The organism is Peribacillus simplex (genome assembly GCF_900156045.1).
Classification (GTDB): Bacteria; Bacillota; Bacilli; order Bacillales; family DSM-1321; genus Peribacillus; species Peribacillus simplex_D.
In genome coordinates, this window is record NZ_FTMX01000007.1 from 294,103 (window position 1) to 308,999 (window position 14,897).

Below are 14,897 nucleotides of genomic sequence, written 5' to 3' on the forward strand. Positions count from 1 at the left end.
TATATGAGTGACGTAAGATACAGCAAGTTGACCGCCTATGAACTACAACAGGAAATTGCAGCGTTGACTGAAAAAGCGAGAAAAGCGGAGCAATTGGGAATGATTAATGAATACTCCGTATTGGAACGAAAAGTGACGATGGCCAAGGCCTATTTGTTAAATCCGGATGATTTCAAAAAAGGTGAAATTTATCAAATTGACGGAGATCCCGGAGTCTATTTCAAAATTGATTATATGAACGGCGTATTCGCATGGGGTTACCGCTTAGGTGGAAGCGGTAAGGAAGAAGCACTTCCAATTTCAATGTTGAAATAAAAAGGAACCGGGGAAGTACCCGATTCCTTCTGATGCACCTTTTAATTCGATCGCTCGTTTGATGCTTTCATTCTTTCTTGAGGGTGTGTATTAATACTCCCATCTGCACGCTTTGAAGCATATCTTGCCTTTGCACGTGGCTCGCCTTGGAATTTATTATTGTTTTGGTTGGGGAATCCTTTTTGTTTATTTCGCAAATTTTTCTCCTCCAAGCATCAGATTAAAGAAAGAAGCGTTTCCGCTTACCACTAGTATGGGTATGGGACAGTATAGTTCATTCTGTAAAAATATTGGCAATGAGGTGGTTCTAATGAATGATTACCATGAAAGATTAACCAAGATACTGCTTGAGAAAAATGAACACATCACGTATGAGCAAGCTTTGACTTGGGTGGAATTATTATGGGAAGATTTCGAGGCGACCTATGCAAAGGCTGGGCATGAATATGCCGGAGAAGAAATGACATCGCGCGTTGTAATGACCTGGATTGATAACTACGGAGAGCAATTCCACGAATTCATTGCAAAAAACCCTAAATATAAACAATTATTAAATCAGCAGAATCGAGTGCATTAAAAAAGCTGATTCCAGAGGGGTTCCCTGGAATCAGCTCTTTTCAATATGCAGTGACTACAAAATAATATTCAATTTCTTCTGCAGTTTCGCTTCGCTAAAGATCCAGCCGGTATAAGAATTCAAGATATTCAATTCGCTGTCTAAATGGACCACTGCCACAAACGGGTAATATCCATTGCTGCGATATCTTAAATCGATAAAACGGACTTCATAATATTCTTTTATCTGTTCGATTTCAAAGCGGTAAACCGGAGAAAAGGACAGAAAGGCTGCCAAGTTGATATCCTTCTTGGCGGCTTCGAGAATTTCGCTTTCAGGCAATGGCACTCGATCGAACGTATCCAGAATCGTCACATATCCATTATCGGCCCGTGCCACATAATAATTCTTTTCGGTAATCACCGCAATTTTCCAGCGGTGAAAACGCATGGTCGGTGATAAAAGAATTTTCCTTGCTCCAGGAATTTGCCGTTTGACCACTTTTTTTATAAAAGCTTGTTCCCTGAATCTGGAAATGTAATAAATGACGAGTATTCCGTAAATGGAGAGAAATAAATAGCCTGGAGGAAATCCAAAGCCCCATAAGATCAGGCCGGCAACATGTATTCCAAAAATGAACGGGTCAAATGTATTGATGACTCCTAAAGCTACCCATTTTGACGAAATCGGCCTAAGAGCCTGGGTCCCATAAGCATTAAATATATCCACGAATACATGAAGGAATACGGCTAAAAAGGTCCAAAGCCAAAGATGAAGGTAATTTGCTTCAGGTATGATGGCGAAAAGTGCTCCGCTGATAATCAAGGGCCAAAGTAAAACAGCGGGAATGGAATGTGTGATTCCACGGTGGTTTCGTATATATACAGCGTTATTCCTTAATTTTAAAACAGTGTCAATGTCTGGAGCTTGTGATCCCAATATCGTACCTGCTATGACTGCACTTGCAGTGACTGGGCTCTGCGCAATGACAGGATCTAATGTGGCAAGACCTCCAAGGGCAATTCCCATGACAAAGTGAGTACCTGTATCCAAAAAACTAACCTCCCTGCCACAAATTGAAAAAAATGGTCTTCTCTCATCATACCGTATTTATATATTAACCATCAAATGAATAAAATTTTTACTTTTTTTCGTGCCCGTTACAAATAAATGGATATGAACATGATATTAAAAAAAGAATGACCTACTATAGGTATTCCCATTTTTGATAAGAGTTTAACATCTTTGGAGGAACTGATGTGAAAGAAATAACGATCCCGACAATAGAAAAAATAAAAATCGAAGAATTTCAAAAAGATTTGGTTTCCTGGTTTCTCGAAGAACAAAGAGAATTGCCATGGAGGGAAAATAAGGATCCATACCGTGTTTGGGTTTCTGAAATAATGCTGCAGCAAACGAGGGTGGATACGGTGATTCCTTATTTCAACCGATTTGTGGAATGGTTTCCAACACTTGAGGATTTTGCCAATGCCGATGAAGAGAAAATCCTAAAAGCATGGGAAGGGCTGGGATATTACTCACGTGTAAGGAATCTGCATAGTGCCGTTCAGGAAGTGAAGGCATCCTATAATGGAATCGTACCGGATGATCCCGAGGAAATTTCAAAATTGAAAGGTGTCGGCCCATATACAGCCGGTGCGATTCTTAGTATCGCATACGGCAAGCCGGAGCCAGCCGTTGATGGAAACGTCATGCGCGTTTTATCAAGGATATTGATGATATATGAAGACATAGCAAAGCCAAAGACAAGAAAAACATTCGAAGCTGCCGTAAGAAAGCTGATTGATCATGAACATACGTCTGCCTTCAATCAAGCCTTGATGGAACTTGGTGCATTAATCTGCACACCGGGTAAGCCTGCCTGCCTATTATGTCCCGTTCAAAGTCATTGTCTAGCATTTGAATCCGGAGTTCAGTCGGAATTGCCGATAAAAATTCAAAAGAAAAAAACGCGGGATGTACCAATTGTAGCTGCCGTTTTAACAAATGAAAAAGGTGAATATTTGATTCACAAGCGAGCATCAGCAGGATTGCTTGCAAATCTTTGGGAATATCCGAACTTCGAAAACCATTCATCCCTTTTGCATAAGCGTGAATTCTTCGAGAGTCGGTTTCAGGAAATGTATGGCGTCAAACCTGAAATCACTGAATCACTTGTGAGGATTGAACATGTTTTCTCGCATCTCGTTTGGAAAGTGGACACATATATCGGAGTGGTCAAAAAGGGCATCAGTGAAGAGACACTAAGAGAACAGCAACTTAAGTGGGTGAGTGAAGCAGAGATGGAGGAGTTTGCATTTCCGGTTTCCCACCAAAAAATGATGAAGGCGTATAAAGAAAAAGAACGAATTGAATAAATGCTCTCAATTGATATTATATGGTAATATAAGGGTATTGAGGGGGGCGCGGAAATGAGGATACTCATTCAAGCATTCATGGGTTCAGTCATCATTCATGCTTTATATTTTGGGAGTGCGATAATGGTTGGGTCCATAAAAACGAGCCGATATAAACCGGACATTGAAAATGCATGGGAACAAGTAGGGGCACTTCAGAATGAAACGGTATTCGGTAATGTAATTTCACCTTCTTTATATTCGTTAACATTCTTTGGGACAGCTCTGATTTGCGCACTGGCTATAACCTCTTATAATAAAATTATGATTAAAAAAAGGCGCTATTGATTTGGGAGCATGAAAGAGGATATCCGCTTAGATATCCTCTTCCTTTTGTTGATTTTCAAAGCCATATCCGTATAAAATCAATCGTAAAGGGTTTTCGTTCCATGAGTATAATCGGCTTCCTGCCTGTTGAGTCCGCCTCTATTTTCAATTTCTTTGACGATTTCGCTATGGATACTCTGTCCTTCTTGGTTTAAATAAGGTACCATTTGTTGAAGGGAGTGATGAAAATAGGCAAGTTCGCTATTTTCCCAATCCGATTTTTTCATCATCGACAACTCTGTCATATCGCGTCCAACATACATAACAGTAACACTCCTTAAAAAATGATTTTTATTACTCTGTGTTTACTCAGAAAGGATGAATAAACAAATGGAACAAAAAGTGGCACTCGTTACAGGTAGCAGTAAAGGTTTAGGCAGAAGCACGGCAATAAGGCTTGCAGAGGAAGGTTACGACCTCGTTATTAATTATGCCCGGAGCAAGTCAAAAGCATTAGAAGTGGCAGCTGAAATTGAAGCATTGGGGCGTAAAGCCCTTGTAGTTAAGGCGAATGTCGGTGACGTTGCGAAAGTGAAAAGCATGTTCGAGGAAATCGATGCGTATTACGGGCGTTTGGATATTTTCATCAATAATGCGGCCTCAGGTGTGCAGCGTCCGTTAATGGAGCTGGAGGAATCCCATTGGAACTGGACCATGGACATCAATACGAAAGCCCTCCTTTTCTGTGCACAGGAAGCGGCGAAATTAATGGAGAGGAACGGCGGGGGGAAAATCGTCAGCATCAGTTCACTAGGATCCATTCGCTATTTGAAAAATTATACAGCTGTTGGAGTTTCCAAGGCTGCGCTTGAAGCCCTGACAAGATATTTAGCGGTCGAATTGGCTGCAAAAAATATTTGTGTCAATGCCGTTTCAGGCGGTGTGATCGATACAGATGCCCTGAAGTCTTTCCCGAATCGGGATGAAATGCTTGCCGAGGCGGCAGAACAGACTCCGGCTGGACGGATGGTCGAGGTGGAAGATATGGTGAATACCATCCTGTTTTTAATTTCCGATGGAGCCAGTATGATTCGTGGACAAACTGTAATAGTTGATGGAGGCATTTCATTGCTTGTTTAATGTTATTGGAAAAATTTAAATGTTTTTAGTTGGATAACACTCCTGGATAATGGTTATCTTATTATCGTGGAGGTGATATCAATGGCTAAAAACATGAATAAATCACAAGCAGGTACTAATGCTCAACAAGTGAGACAACAAAACGCGCAATCTCAACAAGGTCAAGGCCAATTCGGCACAGAATTTGCTTCTGAAACTAACGTTCAACAAGTGAGACAACAAAACGCGCAATCTCAACAAAAAAAAGGTCAAGCACAAGGCCAATTCGGTACAGAGTTTGCTTCTGAAACTAACGTTCAAGAAGTGAAACAACAAAACCAAAAATCTCAAAGCAATAAAAGCCAAGGCTAATTGCCGATTAAAAGCATCCTTCTTTTGAAGGGTGCTTTTTTTTGCCTTTCATTGGTGTCGACAAATGTTTCGTCGTATTTACATATTATGTCAAAGGAAAAAACGGATAAAAATAGAATATACATACTATAGAAAAAATACAGATTAGGAAGGTGCATTCATGGAGGAATTTAACCGGCTTATAAACAACCAGTTGAAAACGATGGATAAGCTTTTACTTTTACAATCCGAAATCGAAAGATGCCAAGATATAGAGAAGCAACTCCTTGCCCTGGAAGAGGAGAGTGAAGCAGTCACCATTCAGGAAGAGATTCAACTCAAAAAGCAGGAATTGAAAAGTATCCATGATATGTTCGAGAAGCAAACGGAAGAAGTCATCCGTTATTTTCAGCAAGGACAGGCTGCCATACGATAAAGAACCGGCTAATTTCTTAGTTAAAATGGGTGGATGGTCAGACTTTTTCGACTTATTTACACATTTTCACTGGGAGATTAGCCACTTTTGTTTTAAATTTATGAATAAATCGCTATAATATAGGAATATAGGGTAAATGGAAAAAAGTATATATTTTTAAATACACACAACACTGCAAACGGAATAGGGCACAGTACGCTGTCAGGGTGTCTATAGAAAGTAGGGAGAGATAAATGGGGATTGTTCCTGCCGAAGGAGGAAAAATCCAAATCCATAGCTATAAACATAATGGACATATCCATCGTATCTGGGAAGAGACGACCGTTTTAAAAGGGACCCAAAATCTGGTGATAGCAGCGAATGACCGTACTATGGTAACGGAATCAGATGGAAGGACCTGGATTACGAGAGAGCCGGCGATTTGCTATTTTCATTCAAAGTATTGGTTTAATGTTATTGGTATGTTGAGAGAGGACGGGGTTTATTATTATTGCAATATCAGTTCGCCGTTCACATACGAATCGGGAGCATTGAAATACATTGACTATGACCTGGACATTAAAGTATTCCCAGATATGACGTTTAATTTGCTGGATGAGGATGAATATGAAAGGCATCGGAAAGAAATGAATTACCCGGATGCCATCGATTCAATATTGAAACAGAACGTAGACTATTTGATTTATATGATACGCCAGCGAAAAGGACCATTCTCCGCAGAGTTTATTGATAGTTGGTATGAACGCTTTTTAACCTATCGATGATAGAAAGGGCCTGCTGCATAATTGGCAGGCTTTTTCATTATGTATCGTGCCTACCATCTGGTTCAATCCTTCAAGAATGCAGGAACCATTACACCTCCTATAAATGGTTATGAAGGTTATTGATGAAATCCTTTTGATAGTTAATCATCGAAAAGGAAAATATAATTGAATGGCGCATATAAGATATAAGATTCCAAATTGACAGTTTGGATTTAATGATTCAGAAAAGGAGGAAATCCGTGGGGAGCATTAAGAGATATTTGCAATTCGTCAAACCATATAAATGGCAGATAATCGGGACGGTACTGATTGGATTGCTAAAGTTCGCCATTCCGCTTTTGCTTCCATTGCTCAGTAAGTATATTGTGGATGACATCATCGGAAATGGTGACCTGTCCAAAGCCGTGAAGTCCGAACGCCTTTTATGGGCAATGGCCATCATGATATTCATTTTCGTTGCAGTCAGACCGCCGATTGAGTATTACCGTCAATATTTCGCTCAATGGACCGGAACGAAAATCTTATATGATATTCGTAATGATTTATTTACTCATATACAAAAACTGAGTTTTAAATATTATTCCAATACAAGGGTGGGCGAGGTCATTTCAAGGATGATCACGGATGTGGAACAAACGAAGAACTTTGTCATCACGGGTCTGATGAACCTTTGGCTCGATATCGCAACGATCATCATAGTGATAGTCATCATGTTTACGATGGACGTGAAGTTAACCATTGTATCGATCATCATGCTTCCATTTTACGCATTTTCGATCAAGCATTTCTTCGGCAAGCTGAGAACCTATACAAGGATTCGGTCCCAAGCGTTGGCGGATGTACAGAGTCACCTTCATGAACGAGTTTCAGGGATGTCAGTCATCAAAAGCTTTGCAATAGAAGACAGGGAACAGGAATTGTTTGCGAAGCAGAACAAGAATTTCCTTGATAAGGCCCTAAAGCATACGAGCTGGAATGCTAAGTCATTTGCTGTCGTCAATACGATCACGGATATTGCCCCCCTGCTCGTGATAGGATTTGCCGGTTATCAGGTCATTCATGACCAATTGTCACTGGGTACCATGGTTGCTTTCGTCGGCTTCATAGACCGGCTATATAATCCCCTCAGACGTTTAGTTAACTCTTCGACGACAATGACCCAGACATTGGCGTCCATGGACAGGGTTTTTGAGTTTGTGGATGAGAAGTATGATATCGATGACGAACCAGGGGCGAAAGAGCTGAAGCATGTGGATGGCCGAATAACCTTTCGGGATGTATCGTTTGCTTATGACGAGAAAGAGGCACCCGTTTTGAAACATATAAATTTGGATGTCAAACCAGGGGAAACCATTGCACTTGTCGGGATGAGCGGAGGCGGGAAATCCTCGATCGTCAGTTTGATTTCCCGTTTCTATGATGTGTCGGAGGGAAGGGTATTATTGGATGGGACGGATATCCGTAAATATCAAGTCCGCAGCCTAAGAGATAAAATAGGAATGGTTCTACAGGATAATATCTTATTTAGTGAATCGGTAAAGGCCAACATCCTTATGGGACGGCCCGATGCAAGTGATGAAGAAGTAGTTGAAGCGGCAAAGGCGGCGAATGCCCATGACTTCATCATGGGTCTAAAAGAAGGATATGAAACGAAAGTCGGGGAGCGGGGCGTTAAATTATCCGGAGGCCAAAAGCAGCGGGTGGCCATTGCGAGGGTATTTTTGAAAAACCCGCCAATCCTTGTTCTCGACGAAGCCACATCCGCATTGGATTTGGAAAGTGAACACTATATCCAGGAGGCGCTGGATATTTTGGCGAAAAACCGGACCACCATCATCGTGGCCCATCGGTTATCAACCATCACCCATGCCGATCGGATCGTTCATATCGATAATGGGGAAATTACGGAAATGGGAAAACACGAAGAACTTATGAAAAAGCAAGGGCATTATTACAACCTATTTCAAGTGCAACAATTGGATGCTTAAGGAGAAAAGGAAAAACAATATACAAAAGAAGACCATTCCTCTAACGGGAATGGTCTTTCTTTTTCTTATTCGAACCGGTGGATAAACGTTATGAAATCCTTTTTTCATGCAGCGTTTTTTTTCTGTCAGGAAGGAATTGCAGAAGATGCTTCATTCCCTCAGGCAAGGCGATGCCGACGATGATCAAGCACATCCCGAACCATTGCAGTGACGTAACCTGCTCATTCAAGAAGATGACGGAAACGACCATCGCTGAAGGCAGCTCCGCTGCACAAAGAATCGTTCCAAGCCCGACACCCACTTTCGGCAAACTGACAGCAAAGAAAAAGAAAGGAACTAAAACACCCAAAGTGCCGAGCAGCAGACCGTAGTACCATAGGTTCGTTTGGACAAGATTCGTCACAAGTGTGACGGGGTTAGTCGTGAATACAGCAGTCAGCATACCACCCGTTGCAATGAAAAACAGCCGTTTCATTGAAGATTCCCCAGCTGCGAATTGAGAGTTGCAGTACATATACAGTGCAAAAAGCAACGCAGACAATAGACCGAACAATACGCCTTTTAGGCTTAGGCCGGATAGAGGCTGACCAAAGATCGCGCCTGCTAATAATGTTCCGATGAAGAGAACGAAAATGGCAATGAGTTTATTTTTATCCGGGCGTCTTTTATTTATGAAACTTTCAATGAGGACGCCTATCCAGGTAAATTGAAATAAAAAGACAACGGCAATCGAAGCGGGAAGCTCGGATACGGAAACGGCATATGCCTTTCCGACGAAAGTGGACATCATGCCTGTGATTAAAAGTAATCCGGCACTCTTCCATGAAACTTTATATTTAAACGTAAAAAGAAATAACACGGAGACAATCAGCCAACCGACGAGGTATTGGCTGCCGACCAGTTCTCCAGAAGAATGGCCATCCATGAATCCAAACTTCATCATCGTGGATAATGTGCCATATGAGATTGAACCGATTAAGACCATTATGGAATACTTCAAAAGTTGCATGTTTTTCACCCCTGTAAAAATAAAAATCGCCACCTGCCAAAAAGGCAAGTGACGAACGAAAAAAGGAAATCCTTTTAAAATTCCGTCTCTCAACAAAAGCTGAGTTTAAAAAATTGTTTGTGTTGCATTACCTTAGCTTAAAGTCTTTGTGAATATTTGTCAACCAGAAATATAAGTTAAGCCTGCAGTCGATCTTTAAGCTAAAGGCGGCGGCAGAGGTCGAAAATGTTTCTTTCATGCATAGTAATTGAAAACCCCCAAAGAGGCGAATAGCCGAATGGGGGGATGTGTTTCAGTCACGATTTTCCTGGAAGTCTTCCAATGTACCACGATATTCCGCGTCTTTCATTTTACGAAGATTAGGCTTTTTTTCTGCAGGTGGCTCATCATTTGGCGTTTGATTGTGAAGCTTGGAAAGAGCCAAACGATAATCCTGATCTTTCATTTTCAACTCATCATTGTCTGTTGGGGAGATGATTTCGGTAACGGAATCATCTGCCGAAGAGGAAGAGAACTCTTCCAATGAGTTCTCTTCCTCGACACCCGGCGGCTTATCTACAGGTGATAAGGCTTTGATATTGAAGGTGATCAAGCCCGTAACCGCTATTATGGCAACGATGATAATTAGAATTATGCCCATTGAATCAAGCCTCCTAGAGCTCGTTTATGAATGAACGGGTGACATGGGCTACCCGTTTTCCTAATGCTTCTCCAAGCTGCAAATCATTTTTGGTGATGTTGTCATCCACACCGGGCGGACAGCTTATCCCCACTCCATAGTAGGAACCATATAAGGCGTTTTCCGGGACAGTACCGGGTAAGCCCACAATGATCATGCCTTGATGAAGCATTGGGGTGATTAAGTTTAGCATGGTAGCCTCGAGTCCGCCATGTACGGTGGCCGTCGTACAGAATACAGCCCCCACTTTATTGATCAGCGCACCTTCCGCCCATAGATACCCAAGTTTATCAATCCATGTTTTCAAACTCGAGCTAATGGTGCCGAAATGACCGGGACAGCCCCAAATGATTGCATCCATTTCCTGTAGCTTATAAACATCGGCCTCGTTTACATGGTCAATGAGAACCTCAGCCCCAGGAACCGCAGCGGCTCCTTGAGCTATTGATTCGGCAAGTGCTTTCGTATGGTTACCTTCACTGTCGTAAACAACATAGATCTTCATTTTTATTCCCCCATTTAGTTAAACCGATTTTTTTACTGGTGAAGGAAGCAAAGGTACATCCAAATGTTCCTGTTTATCTTTCTTCATTGCTTTGTCCTTCCGAACGTCACGCAAAAACAGTGAGAGAACGATTCCGGCAATTGCGAAGCCCGTTGCCCAAAAGAATGCATCATTGATTCCCATCACATTCGCTTGACCCTGGATTTGTGAAGAAATCAGCGACATGGCCGTTTCCTGTGCTTGTTCACTAGTTTGATTCATCGTACTCATGATGGATTGGACGATTGTTTGGAAGTTCTGAACAAAACCGGGATCACTCGTACTCATTTCCGTTCCTAAAGCAGTTCCATGGAAAGAAGCACGGGTAGTATAAATGGTCGTCACGAAGCTCGTACCAATGGCTCCGGTAACTTGTTTCAGCGTATTGCTCATTGCCGTACCATGTGTATTCAAATGTTTAGGAAGCTGGTTCATCCCAGCAGTCATGATCGGCATCATCAGTAAAGACATTCCAAGTGCACGGATGGCATAGATGATGACCAAAGTCGAATAAGTCGTTTCCGTAGTCAAATTAGCAAATTCGAAGGTTGTGACAGCAGTGATCGCTAAACCAAGAAGTGCTAATGGACGAGGACCAATTTTGTCAAATAATGCTCCTGAAATGGGTGACATCACCATCATCACAAGGGCTCCGGGTAACATCAATAGACCGGATTGAACTGGTGTGAAGCCTCTTAAAGTCTGCAAATATATTGGCAATAAGAATATCCCGGTAAACATGGCCACTGTGACGATGGCGGAAATGATATTCGATAATACGAACATGTCATACTTGAATACACGGAAGTCGAGCATAGGTGTTTCCGATTTTAGCTGTTGAACCACAAAGAGGGTCAATAGGATCAGCCCGATGATGATCGTTCCCAGAACGATTGAATCCGTCCAGCCTTTGGAACCTGCTTCACTGACACCGTATAGTAATGATGCAACACCTAGCAAGGATAAAGAGGCGCCCAATAAATCCAATTTGATTTTCTTTGGTTCTGCTACATTATGCATGCTTAAAAGGGCAAGTATTATGACTATCATGCCTAATGGCACCATTGCGTAGAACATAACCCGCCAGCTATATTCCTGAATGACCCAACCTGATAAAGTCGGGCCGATGGCAGGGGCAAACATAATGGCCAGTCCGAATATCCCCATTCCTTTCCCGCGCATTTCCGGAGGGAAGATGAAAAGGATGATCGTCATGACCAATGGCTGGAGGATCCCGCCGCCAGCCGCCTGGATCAGCCGTCCTGTAAGGATGACGGGGAAATTAGGTGCAATGCCGCAGATGAATGTCCCGACAGTGAATAGCAACATGGCAGCAAGGAATAAAACCCGCGTGCCAAACCGTTCTATTAAAAAAGCGGACAGTGGGATCAAGGCTCCATTCACGAGCATGAATCCAGTTGATAACCATTGAATCGTAGTCGCAGCTACATTGAATTCTGCCATCATCCTCGGCATGGCGACACTAAGCAGAGTTTGATTCAAAATGACCATGAACAAACCTAGCATTAAGATAATTAACATGGGGGCAAACTGTTTCATTCCCTTGTTTTCATTTACTGAGATGGTTTGAGAAGCCATTTATTGAAAAGCCTCCTTTCTGTATAACTGTGTAGCCGGTTTATTTAGTTGAAATTTTCACTTCTGCGTTCATTCCAGGCAGAACTTTATCGGATGGTGCTTTGATGGAAATTTTAACTGGTACTTTTTGAGTGACTTTCGTATAGTTTCCGCTGCTGTTTTGATTGCCCATCACTGAAAAGACAGATGTTGTGGCATAACCGATCTGTTCCAATGTACCTTCGAAAACAGTATCGGGATCTCCGTCGATGATAATATCGACGCTGTCACCTTTTTCGATATCCTTCAATTTATTTTCCTCAATATTAGCCGTTATGGACAGATCATCCATATTGATGGTCTGAGCTAGCGTTTGACCCGCTTGAACAAGCTGCTCATCATGCACTTGTGTTTTAACGATTGTACCTTGTGCTGCTGTTTTTACTGCTTCTTTTCCATCTAAGGTGGTTACATTGGCAACTTGGTCATTCTTACTTACATTGTCTCCTTCGTGTAAGTCCCAATCTGCTAATTTACCGGCAGCGGGGGCAACGATGGTATATAGCTCTCCCGACACTTTCGCTTCATCCGTTTTAATGAAATTCGTGCTTTCATAATAGTAATAAGCCCCACCGGCTAATACCGCTACTATAATAACCAAACCAATGACATTGATTAAAACTAAACGTCCTCTATTCACTTGTTTCGCCTCCAAAAATATTGATGATGTATTCCCTTTGATTAACGTTCATTAGCTAGAAATGATACCGCCTCCTATTCTAATGTTTATTTATTAATTTTAATAAATATTAATTTTCGTAAGTATTAATATTATAAGTAAAGAGTTTACCAGTTTAATTATTTTTTGTCATGTAATTTATTCGGAAAAATAGTGGGAAATAAATACAGGGAAGTGGTGAAAATTTGAATTTTTTTTATTTTTAAGGATATATGGAAAGTTAATTTGACAACGGAATGTCATTTAATTAAATTTAAGAGGTAGGATTGTCCTATATAAGGAGTGAGAAGGCTGGAATTTAAATGGGAAGTAACTAATAGTATAGAAATGCAGATTTTTCGGATTAGGAAGAAGCTTAGGGCCATCGTAGCAAAAAATCTTCAGCCTTATGGATTAACGTCGCCGCAGTTTTTCATATTATTGATATTGAAAAAAGAGGGGTCGATCAAATCGACCAAGCTGGCTGACTTCTTAACAGTAAAGCCAAGTGCGATTACCGTATTTGTAGATAAGTTGGTCGAAATGGATTATGTGAAACGGCAGCCCTCTGAAAAGGATCGCAGAGTCATCAATCTTGAATTGAAAGAGGCAGGGGAAGCGATTTTGGGGAGAGTCCTTGCGGATCATAACCAATTGATGGGCAAGAACTTCAACTCATTCTCAGAAGATGAGCTGCAGGATCTTTTGCAGAAATTGGATACGATTGAAAAGGCTGCTGATAAGAACCTTTTGGATGATTGAATGAGGGGCCTGCTCGAAATAGAGACGAAAAAAGACGGTTCCCGGGAACCGTCTTTTTTTAATCTTCTACATACTGGACAGATAATTCGTTATCTTCCTTATGGAAGGACTGGAAGCTGACGATCAGCTTTTCAAGATGTTCCAATTGTTCGTCATATTCTATGACTGCAGAAATCAATGGAACAAGGCGAGCAGAGAGATGGCCCAGATTATCATGCATTTCGTCCACTTGATTTTGCTGTTCGAAAAAGTGGGCGAGCAGCTCTTTACGACTTAAACAATCCTGGTCCCAATCTTCAATCTCCTCGATGGACTTGATTTTTTCGATATGAAGTAATATCAACTGTTCATGCTTGCGGATCAATGAATCAAGCTGCTGTAAGATGCTCCGTTGGAAATCTTCAGGCATTTGATATACTTCATTCTCGAATTTATGGACTCTCTTCAAGGTTTCAAACGCTTTTTTTGTCGTTATGATCATCTGCCGATAAACGACAAGCTTTCTTGCTTTAGCTACACTGTTCTTTTTGAAATATTCCCGTTCCTCTTTGTACATGGAATAGATATGTTCCAGATCGAGTAACTCCGCCTTCAATCTGCTGATGTCTTTTTTCAATAAAGTGTGTTCTGTAGCATGCCTTGTGCTGATTCTGATCCATTTCAAGATGTCTTCCGTTACATCTGTAATGCGTGTATAAAGCTTTGCTTCGTACTTTGGAGGAATGAAAACCAGATTCACGATGAACGAAGAAACGATTCCAAGCAAAACGGATGAGAGACGAATAAAGGCAAAATTCAGGAAGTCCCCGTCCTGGCTTTCCATGATGGCAATGACCGTCACGATGGAAAGGACAATCGTTTTATCCATTTTCAGTTTTAAATTGATGGTTATGACAACCATTACGGCAAGACCGATTATAAAAATATCATTTCCGAACAACAGAACGAAGGAGACAGCAACCAATGCGCCGATGATATTTCCTTGAATTTGCTCCAGCACCGTTTGATATGAACGGTATATGGTCGGCTGTATTGCAAAAATTGCAGCAATCCCAGAAAGGACAGGAGCAGGAAGATTAAGCAGTTCCGATAGATAAAGCGCTAAAACAATTGCTATTCCTGTTTTGAGAATGCGGGCACCAAACTTCATATATGGGTTAATCCTTTCTTTGTGTTGTAATGGATCGTGGTAAGAAAAGGCTCTATTTATATATAGGCTTATGCTTAAAGTTGTATTCTAACTTATTTGTTAGTACTTTACACTAAAATAAGAAGATGTAAACAAAAAGTAATATACAGGATTTTCCTAAGAGTTACAATAGCTAAAATCAAGTTTAATATATAAAGAAACGATAGGCAATTTCTTGATTGCTTTCAACTGTGTTTTTCCATAG

Annotated in this window: 19 protein-coding genes; 10 read left to right on the forward strand and 9 right to left on the reverse strand. The window is 41.2% G+C overall.

Going from position 1 to position 14,897, the window contains the following annotated elements; all coding sequences use genetic code 11:
• The first annotated feature begins 3 nt into the window (after positions 1-3).
• Positions 4-315 (forward strand): YfhH family protein, encoded by a 312-nt coding sequence (locus tag BW986_RS22965; RefSeq protein WP_076371131.1) that lies wholly within the window; start codon positions 4-6, stop codon positions 313-315.
• A gap of 41 nt (positions 316-356) precedes the next feature.
• On the opposite strand, the gene BW986_RS22970 is transcribed toward BW986_RS22965, so the two are convergent.
• Positions 357-512 (reverse strand): small, acid-soluble spore protein K, encoded by a 156-nt coding sequence (locus BW986_RS22970; RefSeq protein WP_034305387.1) that lies wholly within the window; start codon positions 510-512, stop codon positions 357-359.
• Positions 513-625: 113 nt separating this feature from the next.
• Here BW986_RS22970 and BW986_RS22975 point away from each other — a divergent pair, with 113 nt between their 5' ends.
• Entirely contained in the window at positions 626-892 is a 267-nt protein-coding gene (locus BW986_RS22975) for a YfhJ family protein (RefSeq protein WP_076371133.1), read from the forward strand.
• A 54-nt stretch (positions 893-946) separates the two neighbouring features.
• Here the strand turns inward: BW986_RS22975 and BW986_RS22980 are convergent, their stop codons facing one another.
• Positions 947-1,924: a metal-dependent hydrolase gene (locus BW986_RS22980; protein ID WP_076371135.1), complete on the reverse strand. Its 978-nt coding sequence runs from the start codon at positions 1,922-1,924 to the stop codon at positions 947-949.
• A 206-nt stretch (positions 1,925-2,130) separates the two neighbouring features.
• Between BW986_RS22980 and mutY the strand changes: the two genes are divergently transcribed.
• Together mutY and BW986_RS22990 are read left to right on the forward strand one after the other, a co-directional pair.
• Positions 2,131-3,249 (forward strand): A/G-specific adenine glycosylase, encoded by a 1,119-nt coding sequence (gene mutY, locus BW986_RS22985; protein ID WP_076371137.1) that lies wholly within the window; start codon positions 2,131-2,133, stop codon positions 3,247-3,249.
• Positions 3,250-3,303: 54 nt separating this feature from the next.
• The gene (locus BW986_RS22990) at positions 3,304-3,576 is read left to right on the forward strand and encodes a hypothetical protein (RefSeq protein WP_076371139.1); all 273 of its coding nucleotides are present in this window, start codon (positions 3,304-3,306) and stop codon (positions 3,574-3,576) included.
• 77 nt (positions 3,577-3,653) lie between these two features.
• Here BW986_RS22990 and BW986_RS22995 read toward each other — a convergent pair whose 3' ends face one another.
• Positions 3,654-3,878 (reverse strand): hypothetical protein, encoded by a 225-nt coding sequence (locus tag BW986_RS22995; protein ID WP_076371141.1) that lies wholly within the window; start codon positions 3,876-3,878, stop codon positions 3,654-3,656.
• A 67-nt stretch (positions 3,879-3,945) separates the two neighbouring features.
• On the opposite strand from BW986_RS22995, the gene fabL reads away from it, so the two are divergent.
• From fabL to BW986_RS23020, 5 genes are all read left to right on the forward strand, one after another.
• A complete protein-coding gene (fabL, locus tag BW986_RS23000; protein ID WP_063234820.1) occupies positions 3,946-4,695 on the forward strand; it encodes an enoyl-[acyl-carrier-protein] reductase FabL in 750 nt (249 codons plus the stop codon).
• Positions 4,696-4,776: 81 nt separating this feature from the next.
• The gene (locus BW986_RS23005; RefSeq protein ID WP_076371143.1) at positions 4,777-5,046 is read left to right on the forward strand and encodes a gamma-type small acid-soluble spore protein; all 270 of its coding nucleotides are present in this window, start codon (positions 4,777-4,779) and stop codon (positions 5,044-5,046) included.
• A 160-nt stretch (positions 5,047-5,206) separates the two neighbouring features.
• A complete protein-coding gene (locus tag BW986_RS23010) occupies positions 5,207-5,461 on the forward strand; it encodes a YgaB family protein (RefSeq protein ID WP_063577340.1) in 255 nt (84 codons plus the stop codon).
• A 233-nt stretch (positions 5,462-5,694) separates the two neighbouring features.
• Complete coding sequence (gene ntdP / locus BW986_RS23015; protein WP_063234823.1) at positions 5,695-6,225, forward strand: nucleoside tri-diphosphate phosphatase; 531 nt, start codon at positions 5,695-5,697, stop codon at positions 6,223-6,225.
• A gap of 239 nt (positions 6,226-6,464) precedes the next feature.
• Positions 6,465-8,213: an ABC transporter ATP-binding protein gene (locus BW986_RS23020; protein ID WP_076371145.1), complete on the forward strand. Its 1,749-nt coding sequence runs from the start codon at positions 6,465-6,467 to the stop codon at positions 8,211-8,213.
• 88 nt (positions 8,214-8,301) lie between these two features.
• On the opposite strand, the gene BW986_RS23025 is transcribed toward BW986_RS23020, so the two are convergent.
• The 5 genes from BW986_RS23025 to BW986_RS23045 all read right to left on the reverse strand — a co-directional run bounded on the left by BW986_RS23025 (position 8,302) and on the right by BW986_RS23045 (position 12,723).
• Complete coding sequence (locus BW986_RS23025; protein WP_076371147.1) at positions 8,302-9,222, reverse strand: EamA family transporter; 921 nt, start codon at positions 9,220-9,222, stop codon at positions 8,302-8,304.
• A gap of 292 nt (positions 9,223-9,514) precedes the next feature.
• Positions 9,515-9,862 (reverse strand): hypothetical protein, encoded by a 348-nt coding sequence (locus BW986_RS23030; protein ID WP_076371149.1) that lies wholly within the window; start codon positions 9,860-9,862, stop codon positions 9,515-9,517.
• A gap of 13 nt (positions 9,863-9,875) precedes the next feature.
• Positions 9,876-10,406 (reverse strand): NAD(P)H-dependent oxidoreductase, encoded by a 531-nt coding sequence (locus tag BW986_RS23035; RefSeq protein ID WP_063234827.1) that lies wholly within the window; start codon positions 10,404-10,406, stop codon positions 9,876-9,878.
• An 18-nt stretch (positions 10,407-10,424) separates the two neighbouring features.
• Entirely contained in the window at positions 10,425-12,029 is a 1,605-nt protein-coding gene (locus BW986_RS23040) for a DHA2 family efflux MFS transporter permease subunit (protein ID WP_397222940.1), read from the reverse strand.
• Between the two features lie 55 nt (positions 12,030-12,084).
• On the reverse strand, positions 12,085-12,723 hold the full coding sequence (locus BW986_RS23045) for a biotin/lipoyl-containing protein (protein WP_076371153.1): 639 nt from the start codon (positions 12,721-12,723) through the stop codon (positions 12,085-12,087).
• A gap of 321 nt (positions 12,724-13,044) precedes the next feature.
• Between BW986_RS23045 and BW986_RS23050 the strand changes: the two genes are divergently transcribed.
• Positions 13,045-13,503 carry a MarR family winged helix-turn-helix transcriptional regulator gene (locus BW986_RS23050; RefSeq protein WP_081395760.1) on the forward strand — a complete coding sequence of 153 codons (459 nt, stop codon included), beginning with the start codon at positions 13,045-13,047 and terminating at the stop codon, positions 13,501-13,503.
• Between the two features lie 58 nt (positions 13,504-13,561).
• On the opposite strand, the gene BW986_RS23055 is transcribed toward BW986_RS23050, so the two are convergent.
• A complete protein-coding gene (locus BW986_RS23055) occupies positions 13,562-14,653 on the reverse strand; it encodes an FUSC family protein (RefSeq protein WP_076371155.1) in 1,092 nt (363 codons plus the stop codon).
• Positions 14,654-14,897 lie beyond the last annotated feature (244 nt).